The organism is Oryzihumus sp. JJN4-3R, assembly GCF_057747915.1.
Window position 1 is genome coordinate 2,452,713 of the sequence record NZ_CM173229.1, and the last position, 15,482, is coordinate 2,468,194.

Annotated in this window: 13 protein-coding genes; 2 read left to right on the forward strand and 11 right to left on the reverse strand. The window is 73.8% G+C overall.

Annotated features, from left to right (window positions below):
- The first annotated feature begins 144 nt into the window (after nt 1–144).
- Together AC3ANM_RS11545 and AC3ANM_RS11550 are read left to right on the forward strand one after the other, a co-directional pair.
- Entirely contained in the window at nt 145–753 is a 609-nt protein-coding gene (locus tag AC3ANM_RS11545) for a biliverdin-producing heme oxygenase (protein WP_488284557.1), read from the forward strand.
- Nucleotides 750–3,044: a SpoIIE family protein phosphatase gene (locus AC3ANM_RS11550; protein WP_488284558.1), complete on the forward strand. Its 2,295-nt coding sequence runs from the start codon at nt 750–752 to the stop codon at nt 3,042–3,044. The genes AC3ANM_RS11545 and AC3ANM_RS11550 overlap by 4 nt, the downstream gene beginning before the upstream one ends.
- A gap of 19 nt (nt 3,045–3,063) precedes the next feature.
- Here the strand turns inward: AC3ANM_RS11550 and AC3ANM_RS11555 are convergent, their stop codons facing one another.
- From AC3ANM_RS11555 to AC3ANM_RS11605, 11 genes are all read right to left on the reverse strand, one after another.
- Entirely contained in the window at nt 3,064–3,966 is a 903-nt protein-coding gene (locus AC3ANM_RS11555) for a M56 family metallopeptidase (RefSeq protein WP_488284559.1), read from the reverse strand.
- Between the two features lie 3 nt (nt 3,967–3,969).
- A complete protein-coding gene (locus AC3ANM_RS11560; RefSeq protein ID WP_488284560.1) occupies nt 3,970–4,386 on the reverse strand; it encodes a BlaI/MecI/CopY family transcriptional regulator in 417 nt (138 codons plus the stop codon).
- 1 nt (nt 4,387) lies between these two features.
- Nucleotides 4,388–6,028 (reverse strand): thiol reductant ABC exporter subunit CydC, encoded by a 1,641-nt coding sequence (gene cydC, locus AC3ANM_RS11565; RefSeq protein ID WP_488284561.1) that lies wholly within the window; start codon nt 6,026–6,028, stop codon nt 4,388–4,390.
- Complete coding sequence (gene cydD, locus AC3ANM_RS11570) at nt 6,025–7,590, reverse strand: thiol reductant ABC exporter subunit CydD (protein WP_488284562.1); 1,566 nt, start codon at nt 7,588–7,590, stop codon at nt 6,025–6,027. Before cydD ends, cydC begins: the two co-directional genes overlap by 4 nt.
- 23 nt (nt 7,591–7,613) lie before the next feature.
- Entirely contained in the window at nt 7,614–8,693 is a 1,080-nt protein-coding gene (cydB, locus tag AC3ANM_RS11575; protein WP_488284563.1) for a cytochrome d ubiquinol oxidase subunit II, read from the reverse strand.
- Between the two features lie 30 nt (nt 8,694–8,723).
- Nucleotides 8,724–10,166 (reverse strand): cytochrome ubiquinol oxidase subunit I, encoded by a 1,443-nt coding sequence (locus tag AC3ANM_RS11580; protein WP_488284564.1) that lies wholly within the window; start codon nt 10,164–10,166, stop codon nt 8,724–8,726.
- 233 nt (nt 10,167–10,399) lie between these two features.
- Nucleotides 10,400–11,416 carry a UDP-glucose 4-epimerase GalE gene (gene galE, locus AC3ANM_RS11585; protein WP_488284565.1) on the reverse strand — a complete coding sequence of 339 codons (1,017 nt, stop codon included), beginning with the start codon at nt 11,414–11,416 and terminating at the stop codon, nt 10,400–10,402.
- A gap of 122 nt (nt 11,417–11,538) precedes the next feature.
- Nucleotides 11,539–12,378, reverse strand: a complete 840-nt coding sequence (locus tag AC3ANM_RS11590; protein ID WP_488284566.1) for a hypothetical protein — start codon at nt 12,376–12,378, stop codon at nt 11,539–11,541.
- 140 nt (nt 12,379–12,518) lie between these two features.
- On the reverse strand, nt 12,519–13,832 hold the full coding sequence (gene paaK, locus AC3ANM_RS11595) for a phenylacetate--CoA ligase PaaK (protein WP_488284567.1): 1,314 nt from the start codon (nt 13,830–13,832) through the stop codon (nt 12,519–12,521).
- A gap of 4 nt (nt 13,833–13,836) precedes the next feature.
- Nucleotides 13,837–14,247 (reverse strand): hydroxyphenylacetyl-CoA thioesterase PaaI, encoded by a 411-nt coding sequence (paaI, locus tag AC3ANM_RS11600; protein ID WP_488284568.1) that lies wholly within the window; start codon nt 14,245–14,247, stop codon nt 13,837–13,839.
- Nucleotides 14,244–15,446 (reverse strand): 3-hydroxyacyl-CoA dehydrogenase NAD-binding domain-containing protein, encoded by a 1,203-nt coding sequence (locus AC3ANM_RS11605; RefSeq protein WP_488284569.1) that lies wholly within the window; start codon nt 15,444–15,446, stop codon nt 14,244–14,246. Before AC3ANM_RS11605 ends, paaI begins: the two co-directional genes overlap by 4 nt.
- Nucleotides 15,447–15,482: the final 36 nt, after the last annotated feature.

Sequence of the window (15,482 nt, forward strand, 5' to 3'; positions counted from 1 at the left end):
ACCATTGGCCCGTGGTGCCACCCGCGGGGACCGCCGATGGTTGAAGGTGTCGGTTCCCGCCTGGGCCGTGGGCCGCCACCGCCGAGGCGGGGGCGTGGCAGCACGTGCGGCGGTCGACGGCGGCCCGCGTGCACGGACCCTGACGTGACCTGGCCTGACTGCGACGTCCTCGCGCCGGTGACGCTGCGCCTGAGGGAAGAGACGCGCGAGGCCCACGAGCGCGTCGACACGGGCCTCCACCTCCTGGACGGCTCGCTCTCGCGGGAGCGTTACCGCCACGTCCTGGGCCGGTTCCGTGGTTACTACGCCCTCCTGGAGCCGGCGCTGGACACCTGGCACGAGAGGGAGGGGCTGCTCGACTGGCCGGCCCGTCGCAAGCTCCACCTCATCGACTCCGACCTGCGGGCGGTGGGATGCGGCCCGCGGGACATCGGCCGGCTGCCCCTGTGCCCGGACGTCCCTCCGGTCGCGACGACGGCACAGGCGTTGGGAGCGCTGTACGTCGTCGAGGGCGCCACCCGGGGCGGCGCCGTGATCGCGGCACGGCTGCGCGGGGGCCAGGTCCCGGTCGCCGCCCTGTCGTTCTTCTCCTGCTACGACGGCGACGTCAACCGTCAGTGGCGCCGGTGGGCGGCGGTCACGACGGCGTGGGTCGGGGACGACGTCGAGCGCAGCGATGCCGTGCTGGTGTCGGCCCGTGCGGTGTTCCACGGGTTGGGTGAGTGGCTGCTGGGTCCCCGGGCGGGACCATGAGCGAGCTGCTCGACCCGTCGCAGGCGGTCGACCTGTCCAACTGTGAGCGGGAGCCGATCCACATCCCGGGGTCCATCCAGCCCCACGGGGTGCTGCTCGCCTGCTCCGAGCCGGGACTGGTGGTGCAGGTCGCGTCCGGGAACTGCGCAGCTCTGCTGGGGCTCGGGCCGGGTGACGTCCTCGGGCGGACGCTCGGGGAGGTCATGCCCGGCGCGCTCGCCGGCGCCGTGGCCTTCGCCGCTGCCGCCGGCGGGACGGCGGAGCCCCGGCAGGTGTCCGGAGCCGTGAGCATGGGTGGCGAGCCGGTCGAGGTCGATGCCGTGGTGCACCGGTCCGACGGCCTCCTCGTGCTCGAGATCGAGCCGGCCGACGGACCACTGACCGTCCCGAACAGCTTCGGCCTGACGCGTGCGGCCCTGGCACGGATCACCCGCACCACGGACCTGCACGAGCTCTGTGCGATCGCGGTGGAGGAGGTGCGACGCCTCACCGGCTTCGACCGCGTCATGGTCTACCGCTTCGACGGGGACTGGAACGGGGAGGTGGTTGCCGAGGACAGGGCCGAGGGCCTGAACACCTTCCTCGGCCTGCGCTACCCGGCCTCCGACATCCCCTCGCAGGCCCGGGCGCTGTACCGGCGCAACTGGCTGAGGCTGATCGTGGACGCCGGCTACCGGCCCTCCCCGCTGGTCCCGGCGCAGAACCCGCTCACCGGCACGCCCCTGGACCTGAGTCGTTCGATGCTGCGCAGCGTCTCGCCGATCCATCTGGAGTACCTGCGCAACATGGGCGTCCGTGCCTCGATGTCGATCTCGCTGCTGGACCGGGACGAGCTGTGGGGGCTGATCGCCTGCCACCACTACGCGGGCCCGCACCGGCCGCCGTACGAGACCCGGGTGGCTGCGGAGCTGCTCGGCCAGTCGCTCTCGCTGCGCCTCGCCGAGGCCGTGCGCCTGGCGGAGGGCAACCGGGTCCGCGAGGCCCGGGCGGTCCAGGTGCGCCTGACGGCCGCGGCGACCAACGAGACCCGGCCGGCGGCGCTGTCGCTGACCGAGGACCCCGTCACCGTCCTGGACCTCATCCCGTCGGAGGGTGCCGTCGTCTCGCTGGAGGGGATCGAGGCCTCCGTCGGCACCGTCCCGCCCACGTCGGCGCTCGGTCCTCTGGCGGGGTACCTGCTGGCCGCGGAGACCGACGTGCTGCGGCTGGACTCCGTCCCCGGGGTGCTGGCCGGGCTGGCGGCGTACAAGGACACGATGTGCGGGGCGTTGATGGTGCGCCTGCCGGGACGCCAGTTCGTGGCGTGGTTCCGGCCGGAGCTGGTGCACACCATCAGCTGGGGCGGGGACCCGCACAACAAGGCCCTGGCCATCGCCGAGGGTGACGAGGTGCGGATCGGCCCGCGCCGGTCCTTCGAGCGGTGGCAGGAGATCGTCCAGGACCAGGCTGAGCCGTGGACCCCCACGGACGTGGTGCTGGCCACGGACTTCCGCAGGGACCTGGTGAACGCGCTCTACGCCCGCTCGCGCCACCTCGCCTCGATCGCCGCGACGCTGCGGCGCAGCCTGCTGCCGGACTCCCTACCGCGCGTGCCGGGCTGGAGCCTCGCGGGGGAGTACCGCCCGTCGCTGGACGGGGACGTGGGCGGTGACTGGTACGACGCCATCCTCCTGCCCTCGGGCCGGATCGCCTGCGTGATGGGGGACGTCGCCGGGCACGGCCTCGATGCGGCGGGCCCCATGGGGCAGCTGCGCAACGGGCTGCGTGCCTACCTGGTCGAGGAACCCAGCCCCGGACGGGTGCTCCAGCGGTTGAGCCGGCTTGCGGGCGAGCTGCTCCCGACGGTGTTCGCCACCGCCACCATCGCGGTCGTCGACCCCGCGACGGGAGAGGCGAGGATCGCCTCGGCGGGCCACCCTCCCGTCTGCCTCGCCCCACCGGGCCGGGACGCCGTCATCCTCCCGGTCGAGCCCAGCCCGCCGCTGGGGGCCCTGGCCGAGATGCCGGTTCCTGCCGAGGTCCGGGTCCAGGTCGCGCCGGGAGCGGCGCTGGTGCTCTACTCCGACGGCATGGTCGAGCGACGCGCGGAGCCGCTCGAGACCGGGCTGGCCCGTCTCGTCGCCGTCGTCCAGGGCGGTGGGGAGGCCACTCGCCTGTGCGCGAGCCTGATCCAGGACTGCCGGGACCCCTCCGCCGAGGACGACGCCACCGTGCTGGTGCTGCGCCGCGACCCCGGCACGGGGATCGGCGTGGGCGCGCGCGGCAGCCGCCACGGCGTCGCCGTGCGGTGACCGCGGCAGGCGCCGCCGGCTAACCGCTGAAGGCCACCGCCACGAGCACCACCGGCAGGGCCAGCACGGCCGCCCCGAAGGCGTACATCACGACCGGCAGCCACGGCCCGGGCCGGTGGGCGTCGACGAGCAGCTCCATCCGGGCCCGCGCCGTCGAGCCGCCCGCGGCCATCGCCGCCTCGGGGTGGCCGCCCTGCGCCAGCGTGAGCAGGGCCCGGGCCACCGGGGCCACCCCGGCGGCGCGCACGGCCACCCGGTCGGCGAGCACCTCCACGAGCAGGCGCACCTCCGCCAGGGCGGCCTCCGAGCGCAGGAACCCGGGCACCGCCTGGTGCAGCACGGTGAAGAACTCCAGGACCAGGTCGTGCCGCGCCCGCAGGTGGGCGCGCTCGTGCGCCAGCACCGCCGCCAGCTGCTGCGGCGGCAGGGAGCGCAGCGCGCCCTCGGTCAGCACGACCCGCTGGTGCAGGCCGGGCAGGCAGTATGCCGTGGGCGTGGGGTGCGCGAGCACCCTCACCGAGCCGTCCTCCCACCCCGGGGCGGAGGGGTAGGTGTCCCGGCCGCCGGTGTCCCGGCCGCCGGGCGTCCCGAGCAGGTCGACCAGCTCGCGGTGCTCCCGGCGCACGGCCCGCAGTCGCGTGCCGACCCGGTGCCCGGCGTAGAGCAGCCGCAGCACCATCCCCGCCGACACGGCCAGGGCGAGGACGGTCACCAAGGCGCGACCGGCACCGGTGCGGGTCGTCGCCGGGAGCAGGGCCGGCCCGGCCGCGACGGCGGACAGGACGGCGGCCAGGGACACGCACTGCCAGACCACCAGGGCCGCGCGGGGCGAGCGCCGGAAGCCGGTGCGCCGGGCCATGACGCGAGGTGCCGGCCACGCCAGGGTGACGGCCAGCAGGACCAGCGCGCCGACGACCAGCACCGGTCAGGCCGGCGCGGCGCCGGGTGCCTGGCGCGCCTCGAGCTGGGCGAGGGCGGCGCGCAGGTCGTCGACCTCCTCGGGGGAGGCCTCGTCGAGGAAGTGCAGCATCGCGGCGCGGCGGTCGGGGGACTCCAGCCCGCCGAGGGTGTCCCGCAGCGCCCGGGCGGTGAGCTGCTCGCGGGAGCCCACGGGTGCGTAGCGCCACGCCCGGCCGTCGCGCTCGCGCTCGACCATGCCCTTCTTGGCCAGGCGGTCCAGCACGGTCATCAGCGTCGTGTAGGCCAGCTCGCGCTCGGCGCCGACGTGGTCGTGCACCTCCCGGACGGTGACCGGGCCGGCGCCGGCCTCGGCGTGCGCCCACAGGTGCTCCATCACGGCGCGCTCGAGCTCGCCGAGCCGCGGGGTGGGGGACGTGGCCATGTCAGGAACCTACCTCGGCCCGGTGGGCGCTCCCGCTGAGGTCGACGACCCGGTCGAAGCCCTCGATCCCGTCCGGGCGGTGGCTGACCATCACCACGGTCCGGTCCCGGGTCGCGTCGAGCAGGTCCGCGACGACGGCCACCGCGGTCGGGTGGTCCAGGTGCGCCACTGGCTCGTCGAGCAGCAGCACCGGACGCCCGGACAGCAGGGCGCGCGCCAGGCCGAGCCGGGCCCGCTCGCCGCCGGAGACCCCGCGCCCGCCGGCGCCGAGGAGGGTGTCGAGGCCCTCGGGCAGCCCGGCCAGCCAGTGCCCCAGCCCGGCGTCGAGCAGCGCCCGGCCGACCTCGTCGTCGGTGCAGCCGGGGCGGGCCAGGCGCAGGTTCTCCCGCAGGGTCGTGGCGAACACGTGCGGGTTGTCGTCGACCACGGCGAACAGCGCCCGGGTCTGCTCCAGGTCGAGCCCGCGGACGTCGTCCCCGCCGAGGGTGTAGGTCCCCGAGCGCGGGTCCAGGGCGCGGGCCAGGACCGCCAGCAGCGTCGACTTCCCGGAGCCGTTGGCGCCGACGACGGCGACGTGCTCGCCGGGCGGCAGCTCCAGCTCGACCGGGCCGAGGTGGCAGTGCCGTCCCTCGGTCCACGAGGCGGTCACGTGCTGCAGGCGCAGCCGGGGGACCGTGCCGGGCGCCGTCGGCACCGGCCAGTCTCCCTTGGCGTCGACCGCGGGTCGCTGGTCGAGCAGCTCGGTGAGCCGGACGCTCGCCGCGTCGGCGCGCGCCCGGGCGCCCATGGCGTCGGGCAGGACCCCGAGCGCGTCGCCGACGGCCAGCGGTGTCAGCACCAGCAGGGCGGCGACGGGGGCCCCGAGGCCTGCCGGCACGACGAGGGCCGCGGTCCCGACCGTGGCTGCGGCGGTGAGCAGCAGCATCGAGCCGGCGCCGAGCGCGCGCACCCGTGACTGCCGGGCGGTGGCCCGGGCGAGGTCGCCGTGGGCCGCCCGCAGCCACGCCGCGGACTGTGCGGTGCCGCCGATCGCCTGCAGCTCCAGGGCGTTGCCGGTGACCAGGGCCGCCACCCGGGCGACCTCGGCGCGGGCCCGCAGCGACACGACATACGTGTCGCGCTCGGCCCGCCACAGGAGCTGGGCGAGCAGGGCGGCGAGGCCCACCTCGGCCGCCACGGCCAGCCCGGCGCCGGTGTCGACCAGCGCGGTCAGGGCCGCCGCGAGCACGCCGGCGACCATCGTGGAGACCACCGGCACGGTGACCCGCACCTGGGCGTCGACCTCGTCGTCGAGGTCGTGCACGACCCCGGTCAGCACCTCCGCGCGTCCGCGCCTCCCGAGGCGGGCAGGCGTGAGGGGGACCAGCCTGCGGTATGCCGTGGTGCGCCGGTCCGCGAGGTCGGCCAGGGCCGCGTCGTGGGAGCGCAGCCGCTCGAGGTAGCGGAAGGCGGGGCGGGCGATGCCGAACGCGCGCACGGCGACGATGGCGGTCAGCAGGGTGAGGATGACGGGACGGGCGCTGGCCGAGACGATCAGCCACCCGGCCGTCGCGGTCAGGGCGATGCCGCAGGCGGTGGCGGCGGCACCGATGAGGGCCGCGCGGATGATCGCGCGACTCGGGGCCTGGCGGCGCTCGGTCACCGGGCCACCTCCAGCGGCTGCGGCCGCAGCGTGACGTGCTGGTCCGCCTGGGCCAGCAGTTCGGGGCGGTGGGTGACCGCCACGACCGCCCGGGTGTCGGCCAGCTCGCGGATCGCCTCGTGCACGAGGGCGCTGGCGCCGGGGTCCAGGTGAGCGGTCGGCTCGTCCAGCAGGACCAGCCGCGCAGGGCTGAGCAGCGCGCGGGCCAGGGCGAGCCGGGCCCGCTGGCCCGCGGACAGGCCGAAGCCGTCGTCCCCGATGCGGGCCGCGAGCCCGTGGGGCAGGCCGGCGACGAGGCCGTCGAGGCCAACGGCCCGCAGGGCCTCCCACAGCCGCTGGTCGCCCTGGCCGGGCAGAGCGCCGAGGAGGAGGTTGTCGCGGACGGTGCCGGCGGCCAGGAACGGGGTCTGGGTGACCAGGTGCGCCGCCGGGGCGGAGAGCTCGCCCGCGGTCGGTGTGCGCAGCCCGGCGAGCAGCTCCAGCAGGGTCGACTTGCCGCAGCCGGAGGGCCCGGAGACGACGGTCAGCCCCCGGCCGACGGCGAGGTCGAGCCCGGCCAGCGTGTCGTGCGCGGCGCCGGGGTGGCGGTAGGCCAGGTGGGTGGCACGGGCGGCGGGGCCGCGGCCGGCGGGGGCGTCCACCCGACCCGCGGGGCGTTGCAGCTCGCCGAGGGACTCGGCCAGCGCGGCGGCGCCGTCGGCGGCGGTGTGGAACTCCGCGCCGACCCGCCGGATCGGCCAGTAGGCCTCCGGGGCGAGCAGGATCACGGTCATGGCGACGCCCAGCGGCATCGACCCGCCGGCCAGCCGCAGGCCGACCGTCACGGCGACGAGCGCGACCGAGATCGTGGCCAGCAGCTCCAGCGCCGCCGAGCTGAGGAAGGCCAGCCGCAGCGTCTGCACCGTGGCCCGGCGGTGCCGCTGGCTGACGGCGCCGATCGTCTCGGCCTGCGCCTCGGCGCGGCCCCACGCGACGAGGGTCGGCAACCCGCGCACGACGTCGAGGAAGTGCCCGGACAGGGTGGCCAGCGCCCGCCACCGGGTGGCGGTCGCGTCGGCGGTGGTCCGGCCGATGAGGGCCGCGAAGAGCGGCAGCAGCGGCACCGTCAGCACCACGACCACCGTGCTCGGCCAGTCGACCACCGCCATCGTCGCGATGGCGAGGACCGGCAGGACGGCTCCCTGGACCAGGGCCGGGAGGAAGCGCGCGACATACGGCTCGATGCTGGTGGCGCCCTCGGTGGCGAGGGTGTGCGCGCGGGCCGCCTCGGGCCGGTCCTCGGCCGGCCGGGTGAGCCAGGTGGCGAGCAGCTTCTCGCGCAGCCCGGTCGAGACCGTCGTGCCGGCCCGCCCGGCGGTCGCCTCGATGGCGGCCGCGAGCAGGGCGCGGGCCGTGAACAGGCCGGCCATCGCCAGGGCGGGGCCGGCCAGCGGGGTGCCGTCCACGACCGCGACCACGAGGGCGGAGATCGCGAACGCCGTGGCCACCGTGGCCGCGCCCTGGGCCACGCCGAGCGCGCCGAGCGCCGCCACCGGCCGGCGGGAGGCCGGCAGGAGGCGCACGAGGCGTGGGTCGAACGGGCGCATCAGCGGGTGGGCGCGGGGGCCGGAGGCGTGGCCGGGGCGGTGGGGGTGGTCGGTGCCGCGGGCGTCGGCCCGCCGGCCGAGGGGATGTGCCGGGTGCCGATCCGCTTGCGGAACACCCAGTAGGTCCAGCCCTGGTAGAGCAGCACCAGCGGGGTGAACACCGCGGCAACGACCGTCATGATCTTCAGCGTGTATGCCGTGCTCGCGGCGTTCGTGACGGTCAGCGAGAACGCGGGGTTCGTCGAGCTGGGCATCACGTCGGGGAAGAGGGCCAGGAACAGCGAGCCGACCGCGGCGCCGATGGCGATGAAGGTGCCGATGAAGGCCCAGCCCTCCCGGTCGCGGGCCGAGGCGGCGAGGCCGGCCAACAGGGCGACCGCGGCGACGCCGGCCGCGACCCACGAGGCGGCAGAACCGGTCTGCGCGTTGAGGATCCCGAGCAGCGCCACGGCCAGCACCGCGGCGACGGCGCCGAGGCGCAGGGACAGGCGCCGGGCGTCGTGGCGGACCGGGCCCTCGGTCTTGAGGGCGACGAACACGGCGCCGTGGGTGAGGAAGAGCGCCACCGTCGTCAGCCCGCCGAGCAGCCCGACCGGGTTGAGCAGGGTGAACAGGTTGCCGGTGTACTCCTTGGCGGCGTTGATCGGCACGCCGCGGACCAGGTTGGTCAGGGCCACACCCCACAGCAGGGCGGGCACCAGGGAGCCGACGAAGATCGCCGCGTCCCAGCGCCGGCGCCAGACCGGGTCGTCGACCTTGCCGCGGTAGTCGAAGCCGAGCGCGCGCACGATCAGCGCGACGAGGATGAGCAGCAGCGGCAGGTAGAACCCGCTGAACATCGTGGCGTACCAGTGCGGGAACGCCGCGAAGGTCGCGCCGCCGGCGGTCAGCAGCCACACCTCGTTGCCGTCCCAGACCGGGCCGATCGTGTTGAGCAGCACGCGCTTGCGGGTCTCGCCGTCCTCGCCGCGGCCCAGCACCGGCATGAGCATGCCGACGCCGAAGTCGAAGCCCTCGAGGACGAAGTAGCCGGTCCACAGCACCCCGATGAGGATGAACCAGACGGTGGTGAGCTCCATGGTCGTTGTTCTCCCGTTCCTGGTGGGCGCTCAGTAGGCGAAGACGAGGGGGGCGTCCTCGTCCCGGTCGGCGGGCAGCACCGGGGGCGTGACCGGCTCGGCGCCCTTGGCGATGTAGCGCAGCAGCAGCTTCAGCTCGACGACGGCGAGGACGCCGTAGAGCAGGGTCAGGACGATGACCGAGGTCCACATCTCGCCGGCGGAGACGCCCGGGGAGACGCCATGGGCGGTGGTCATGACGCCGAAGACGATCCACGGCTGCCGGCCCATCTCGGTGAAGATCCAGCCGAAGCTGTTGGCGAACAACGGCATCAGCGGCACGGTGTAGACGGCCCACAGCCAGCGGCGGTCGACCGGCAGGCGACCGCGCCGGGTGGACCAGATCACCGCCAGGGCGAGGATCGTGGCCGCGATGCCGAGCCCGATCATCAGCCGGAACGACCAGTAGGTCACCGGGATGACCGGCGTGTAGCCCGAGGTCCCGGTCAGCCCGTCGATGCCGCCGGCGCCGTACGTCTGCTGGTAGGACCGGCGCAGCTCGTTGATGCCCTGGACCCGGCCGTCGAAGTGGCCCGTGGCGAGGAAGCTGAGCAGGCTCGGCACCGTGACGGCGAACTTCTCCTGGCTGCCGTCGAGCGAGCCGATCGTGAACAGCGAGAACGGCGCGTTGTGCGCGGAGGTCGTGTACAGCGCCTCGGCGGCGGCCATCTTCATCGGCTGCACCTCGGTCATGACCTTGCCCTGCAGGTCGCCGGTCACCATGACGGCGAGGGCGGACGCAAGGGTCACCCAGGCTCCGGCGCGGGTGGCGGTGCGGTACATCGGGCGCTCGTCGCCGGGGGTGCGGCGGCGCAGCACGTGCCACAGGCCGACGGCCATGACGAACGCGCCACCGACCATGTATGACGCGATGACGGTGTGCGGGAACGTCACCAGCTGCACCTTGTTGGTCAGGACGGCGACGAAGTCGGTCAGCTCGGCGCGGTGGGTGACCGGGTTGTAGCGGTAGCCGACCGGGTGCTGCATCCACGAGTTGGCGGCGAGGATGAAGTAGGCCGACATCAGCGTCCCGACGTGCACCAGCCCGATGCAGGCGGCGTGGAGCTTGCGGGGGAGCTTGTCCCAGCCGAAGATCCACAGGCCGAGGAAGGTGGACTCGAGGAAGAACGCGAGCAGCGCCTCGATCGCCAGCGGGGCGCCGAAGATGTCGCCGACGAAGCGGGAGTAGTCGCTCCAGTTCATCCCGAACTGGAACTCCTGCACGATGCCGGTGACCACGCCCATCGCGAAGTTGATCGTGAAGAGCTTGCCGAAGAACTTGGTCAGCCGCAGGTACTCGTCCTTGTGCGTCCGCAGCCAGGCCACCTGCATCCCGAAGACGACGGCGGACAGGCCGATCGTCACGGGGACGAAGAAGAAGTGGTAGACGGTCGTGATGGCGAACTGCCATCGGGCGATGTCGACGGTGTCCAAGGCGCGCTCCCGCGATCGGTCATTTACTACCGGACGTAGTAGATACTACGACCGGTAGTAGAACCCCCGTCGCAGCCTCCGGGACAACCGTGGCGGAGATCACCGCGGCCGTCGCCGGACCAAGGTCCTCAGGGGCCGGGACCACGGTCACCGGTGCTCTGCAAGGGCCCTGGTATGACGACGGGCCGGTCCTCCGGGTGGAGGACCGGCCCGTCGTGGGAGCCGCGGGGGGCTCAGGCGTCCGGGAAGCCGGTGGGGTTCTGCTCCTGCCAGCGCCAGGAGTCGGCGCACATGTCGTCGATGGTGCGGTTGGCCTTCCAGCCCAGCTCGGCGTTGGCCCGGGAGGGGTCGGCGTAGGAGACCGCGATGTCGCCGGCGCGGCGGCCGACCACCTCATAGGGCAGCTCGCGGCCGATGGCCCGCTCGAAGGCGTGCAGCATCTCGAAGACGCTGGAGCCCTTGCCGGTGCCGAGGTTCCAGGTGCTGACCGGCTCGTCGGTGGCGGCCAGCTTGTTCAGCGCCGCGACGTGGCCGGCGGCGAGGTCCTCGACGTGGATGTAGTCGCGCAGCGCGGTGCCGTCCGGCGTCGGGTAGTCGTCGCCGAAGACCTGCAGCTTCTCGCGGCGGCCCACCGCGACCTGGGCGATGAACGGCATGAGGTTGTTCGGGATGCCCTGCGGGTCTTCGCCGATGGTGCCTGAGGCGTGGGCGCCCACCGGGTTGAAGTAGCGCAGCAGGGCGACCCGCATCGTCGGGTCGGCGGCGGCGATGTCGCGCAGGATCTGCTCCTGCATGACCTTGGTCCAGCCGTAGGGGTTGGTGGCCGAGGTCGGGCGGTCCTCGGTGGCGGCCTCCTGGTCGGTGCCGTAGACCGTGGCCGAGGAGGAGAAGACGAGCCTGTGCACGTCGTGGCGCGACATCGCCCGCACCAGGGAGAAGGTCGAGACCAGGTTGTTCTCGTAGTACTCCAGCGGCTTCTCCACGCTCTCGCCGACGGCCTTGAGCCCGGCGAAGTGGATCACCGCGTCGATCTGCTCGTGAGCGAACAGGTGCTCGGTCTTGTCGTGGTCGCGCAGGTCGAACGCGTGCACCGGCAGGTGCTCGCCGGTGATCGCCTCGAGGCGGTTGATGACGGCCGGCTTCGAGTTGGCGAAGTTGTCGACGATGAGGACGTCGTGACCGGCGGCGATGAGCTGGATGACCGTGTGGGAGCCGATGTAGCCGGCCCCTCCGCTGACGAGAACGCGCATGCCGACACCGTATTGCGTGCCGTTGCGTCCCGCCCAACTCCCGCCGCCGGTCGCCCGGCGGTCAGCACCTGCCCCTGGCGGGTCAGTACCGCGCCCTGCGGGTCAGTACCGCCCCCTGCCGGTCAGTACTTGTGGAACCAGGTCTTCATCGCGACCGGCGTCGCGTAGCGGGCGCAGACCACGTCGTAGTCGCGCAGCGGCGACCACCACTGGCCCATGACGACTCGGCCGCCCTGGAACGGGCTGGCCGAGCAGGTGCGCTGGGCGGCGGCCAGCGTGGACTGCCCGGACGTGTGCCACTCGGGCAGCCCGAAGCGGACCGGGCCGACGATGCCCTTCCACATCGAGGACGTGGAGTAGAAGCCGACGCGGAACCCCGCCGAGGTGTAGCCCTTCACGGCACCGGTGACCACGGCGCGGTTGCCCGAGGTGCTGCGCGACCACGGCGCCCAGCGGTAGGGCTCGACGTCGACCCACACGATCGGGCTCTGCAGGCCGGCCTTGCGCATCGTCGCCACGTTGTAGCGGGCCTCGGACCAGCCGGCGTTGCGCAGGCGGGTCGCCAGGTCGGTGCCCTTCCACGGGCCGTGGTGCCCCCAGACCTTCAGCTCGGTGGCGGTCGGGTACGTCGTCATGGCGTAGGCGGCGGCATACACGTGGTGGGCCTTGGCCCAGCGCACCTGGCTGGCGATGCACGGGTTGGGGATGAAGCCCGGGCCGTTGGTCAGGCCGATGACGGCGAACCGGGCCGTCGCCGGGGGCAGCGGCTTGCCCTCGCTGCGCCGGCTGGGGATGCCCATGCCCTTGGGGCAGTTCGGCCACGAGATGTCGTTGCCGACGACGGGGGCCGTCGTCGCGGCGCGGGCCGGTGCCGGGTGGATGACGCCGGTCAGGGCGCCGGCGGTGAGGGCGGTGACCGCCGTGAGGGTGAGCAGGGCACGGCGGATGGGGGTGGTTCGCATGGTGATGGGTTTCCTTCGAGACGTGCAGGGTGGGCGTCCGGATGCAGTCCGGATGCACGGCTCGCCCCCCGAGGACCCATCGAGATTAGCGGCCAAAACCGGGTGAACGCAGGCAAATGGGCGAATCTGCGCTGAAACGCCTACTTCGGTCGCTCGTCGACGATCCGGCGGGCCTTGCCCACGGAGCGCTCGATGCCGCCGGGGTCGAGGATGGTCACCCGGGCCGAGGTGCCGATCCGCGACTTGATGTGGTGCTGCACCTCGCGCGCCACGGCCTCGCGATCGAGGTCGACGGCGTCGGGGGCGGCCTCGACGTTGACGGTCAGCTCGTCGAGCCGGCCCGGGCGGGTGAGCACGCACTGGAAGTACGGCGAGAGCCCCGGGACCGCCAGGACGATCTCCTCGACCTGCGTGGGGAAGACGTTGACCCCGCGCACGATCATCATGTCGTCGGTGCGACCGGTGACCTTCTCCATCCGGCGGAAGCCAGGGCGGGCGGTGCCGGGCAGCAGCCGGGTCAGGTCGCGGGTGCGGTAGCGCAGCACCGGCATCGCCTGCTTGGTCAGCGAGGTGAAGACCAGCTCGCCGACCTGGCCGTCCTCGACCGGCTCGTCGGTGAGCGGGTTGACCACCTCGGGGTAGAAGTGGTCCTCCCAGATGTGCAGGCCGTCCTTGGTCTCCACGCACTCCTGCGCGACGCCGGGGCCCATCACCTCCGACAGGCCGAAGATGTCGACGGCGTGCATGCCGGCGCGCTGCTCGATCTCCTGGCGCATCGCCTCGGTCCACGGCTCGGCGCCGAAGACGCCGATCTCCAGCGAGCTGTCCCGGGGGTCGATGCCGACGCGCTCCATCTCGTCGAGGATCGACAGGAAGTAGGACGGGGTCACCATGATCACGCGCGGTCCGAAGTCGGTGATCAGCTGCACCTGCTTCTCGGTCTGCCCGCCCGACATCGGGATGACGGTGCAGCCCAGCGCCTCGGCGCCGTAGTGGGCACCGAGCCCGCCGGTGAACAGGCCGTAGCCGTAGGAGACGTGCACGGCGTCCCCGGGCCGGGCACCGGCCGCGCGCAGCGACCGCGCCACGATGGCCGACCAGGTGCGGATGTCCCCGGCGGTGTAGCCGACCACCGTCGGCTTGCCGGTCGTGCCGCTCGAGGCGTGGATGCGCGAGACCTGGGCGCGCGGCACCGCGAACATCCCGAACGGGTAGTTGGCGCGCAGGTCGGCCTTGGTCGTGAAGGGCAGGTGCCGGATGTCGCCGAGCGACTGCACGTCACCGGGGTGGAACCCCTTGGCGTCCAGGGCGTTCCGGTAGTGCGGCACGTTGTCGTAGGCGTGCTGCACGGTCCACTGCAGCCGCTCCAGCTGCCGGGCGCGCAGCTCGTCCAGGCTCCACAGCTCGGCCTCGTCGAGCAGGTCCGGCCGCGGGGTGACGGTGGGCAGGCTCATCGGCTCACTCCTTGCTGTGCAGCGACCGCGAGCGGCCGCGGAACTCCGCGATCGTGGACCCGTCGGACTCCCGGGTCACCGTGACGTCGGTGATGCCGCTGCGCCCGTATGCCGTGCGCTGGGTCGCGTCCGCGACCAGCACGTCGCCGCGGCGTGCGGGGGCGACGAAGGTGATGTCCGCCCCGGCGGCGACGGTCAGCCGGCCGCCGGAGTTGCACGCCAGGGCGAAGGCCGAGTCGGCGAGGGTGAAGATGTAGCCGCCGTGGGCGATGTCGTGCCCGTTGACCATGGCGTCGGTGACGGTCATCCGCACCCGGGCCCGGTCGAGGGCGATCTCCAGGGCCTCCATGCCGAGGGCGCGCGAGGCGTCGTCGTCCTCCCACATCCGCCGGACGTGGGTCAGGTCGACGCTCACGCGTGGACCGCCGCGGCCAGGGCGGGGCTCAGCCGGTAGCGGCCCCCGGGGAACAGCGTGTCCAGCTCGAGCAGCTGCGTGGCGACGGTGTCCAGCCCGACCTCGCGCCCCCAGGCGATCGGCCCCTTCGGGTAGTTGGTGCCCAGCTGCATCGCGGTGTCGACGTCCTCGGCGCTGGCCTCGCCGCGGTCGACCAGGTCCAGCGCCTCGTTGACCAGCATCGCGACGGTCCGCGCGACCGGGTTGGTGGCCACCGGCCCGGTCGCGAGCTCCCGGGCGAGCTGGGCGTCCGGTGCGGCGTCCAGCGGCTGCCCGGACGCGTCATACCGGAAGGCGCCGTGGCCGCTCTTGCGGCCGAGGCGCCCCTCGGCGACGAGGCGGCGCTGGTAGCCGGTGGGCTCGTAGCGCGGGTCGTGGCCGGTCTGCTCCCAGACGCTGGTTCCGACGGCGAGGTTGACGTCCTGGCCGATGAGGTCGGTCAGCTCCATCGGGCCCATCCGGAAGCCGCCGTGCTCGCGCAGGGCGAGGTCGATGGTGGCCGCGTCGGCGACGCCCGCCTCGACCATGCGCTGGGCCTCGCCGTAGAACGGCCTGGCGACACGGTTGACGATGAAGCCGGGGGTGGAGGTGCAGCGCACGGGGGTCTTGCCCCACGACCGCACCAGGACGGTCGCGCGGGACAGCGCGTCCTCGTCGGTGGCCTCGCCGTGGATGACCTCGACGAGGCGCATCAGCGGCGGCGGGTTGAAGAAGTGCAGGCCGAGGACGCGGCCGGGGTGCGGCAGGCCGTCGGCGATGGCGCCGATGTCGAGGCTGGAGGTGTTGGAGGCGAGCAGCGTGTCCGCCGGCTGTCCGTCCGCGAGGTCGGCGAAGAGGGCGCGCTTGTCGTCGAGGTCCTCACGGATCGCCTCGATGACCAGGGCGCAGGGCGGCAGGTCCGCGGGGCGGTCCACCACGTGCAGGTTCGCCGTCGCGGAGGCAGCATGGTCCTGGGTGATCTTCCCGCGCTCGGCGAGCCGGCCCAGCGTCGCGACCAGCCGGTCGCGGGCCGCCTCGGCGGCACCGTCCACGGCGTCGACGAGGTGCACCGGGTGCCCCGCCTGGGCGGCGACCTGGGCGATGCCCGAGCCCATGGCCCCGGCGCCGACGACGGCGACGGGGGCGCGGCGGTCGAGGGTCTCGACGGTCGGGGAGGTCATGTGACACATGCTTGCATCTTTGTCGTTGTCGTGTAA

Excerpts from the sequence above, each read along its gene's own strand:
- AC3ANM_RS11550 (WP_488284558.1), top strand. The coding sequence starts at position 750 with ATGAGCGAGCTGCTCGACCCGTCGCAGGCGGTCGACCTGTCCAACTGT.
- AC3ANM_RS11560 (WP_488284560.1), bottom strand. The coding sequence starts at position 4,386 with ATGGCCACGTCCCCCACCCCGCGGCTCGGCGAGCTCGAGCGCGCCGTG.
- cydB (WP_488284563.1), bottom strand. The coding sequence starts at position 8,693 with ATGGAGCTCACCACCGTCTGGTTCATCCTCATCGGGGTGCTGTGGACC.
- galE (WP_488284565.1), bottom strand. The coding sequence starts at position 11,416 with ATGCGCGTTCTCGTCAGCGGAGGGGCCGGCTACATCGGCTCCCACACG.
- AC3ANM_RS11590 (WP_488284566.1), bottom strand. The coding sequence starts at position 12,378 with ATGCGAACCACCCCCATCCGCCGTGCCCTGCTCACCCTCACGGCGGTC.
- paaK (WP_488284567.1), bottom strand. The coding sequence starts at position 13,832 with ATGAGCCTGCCCACCGTCACCCCGCGGCCGGACCTGCTCGACGAGGCC.
- AC3ANM_RS11605 (WP_488284569.1), bottom strand. The coding sequence starts at position 15,446 with ATGACCTCCCCGACCGTCGAGACCCTCGACCGCCGCGCCCCCGTCGCC.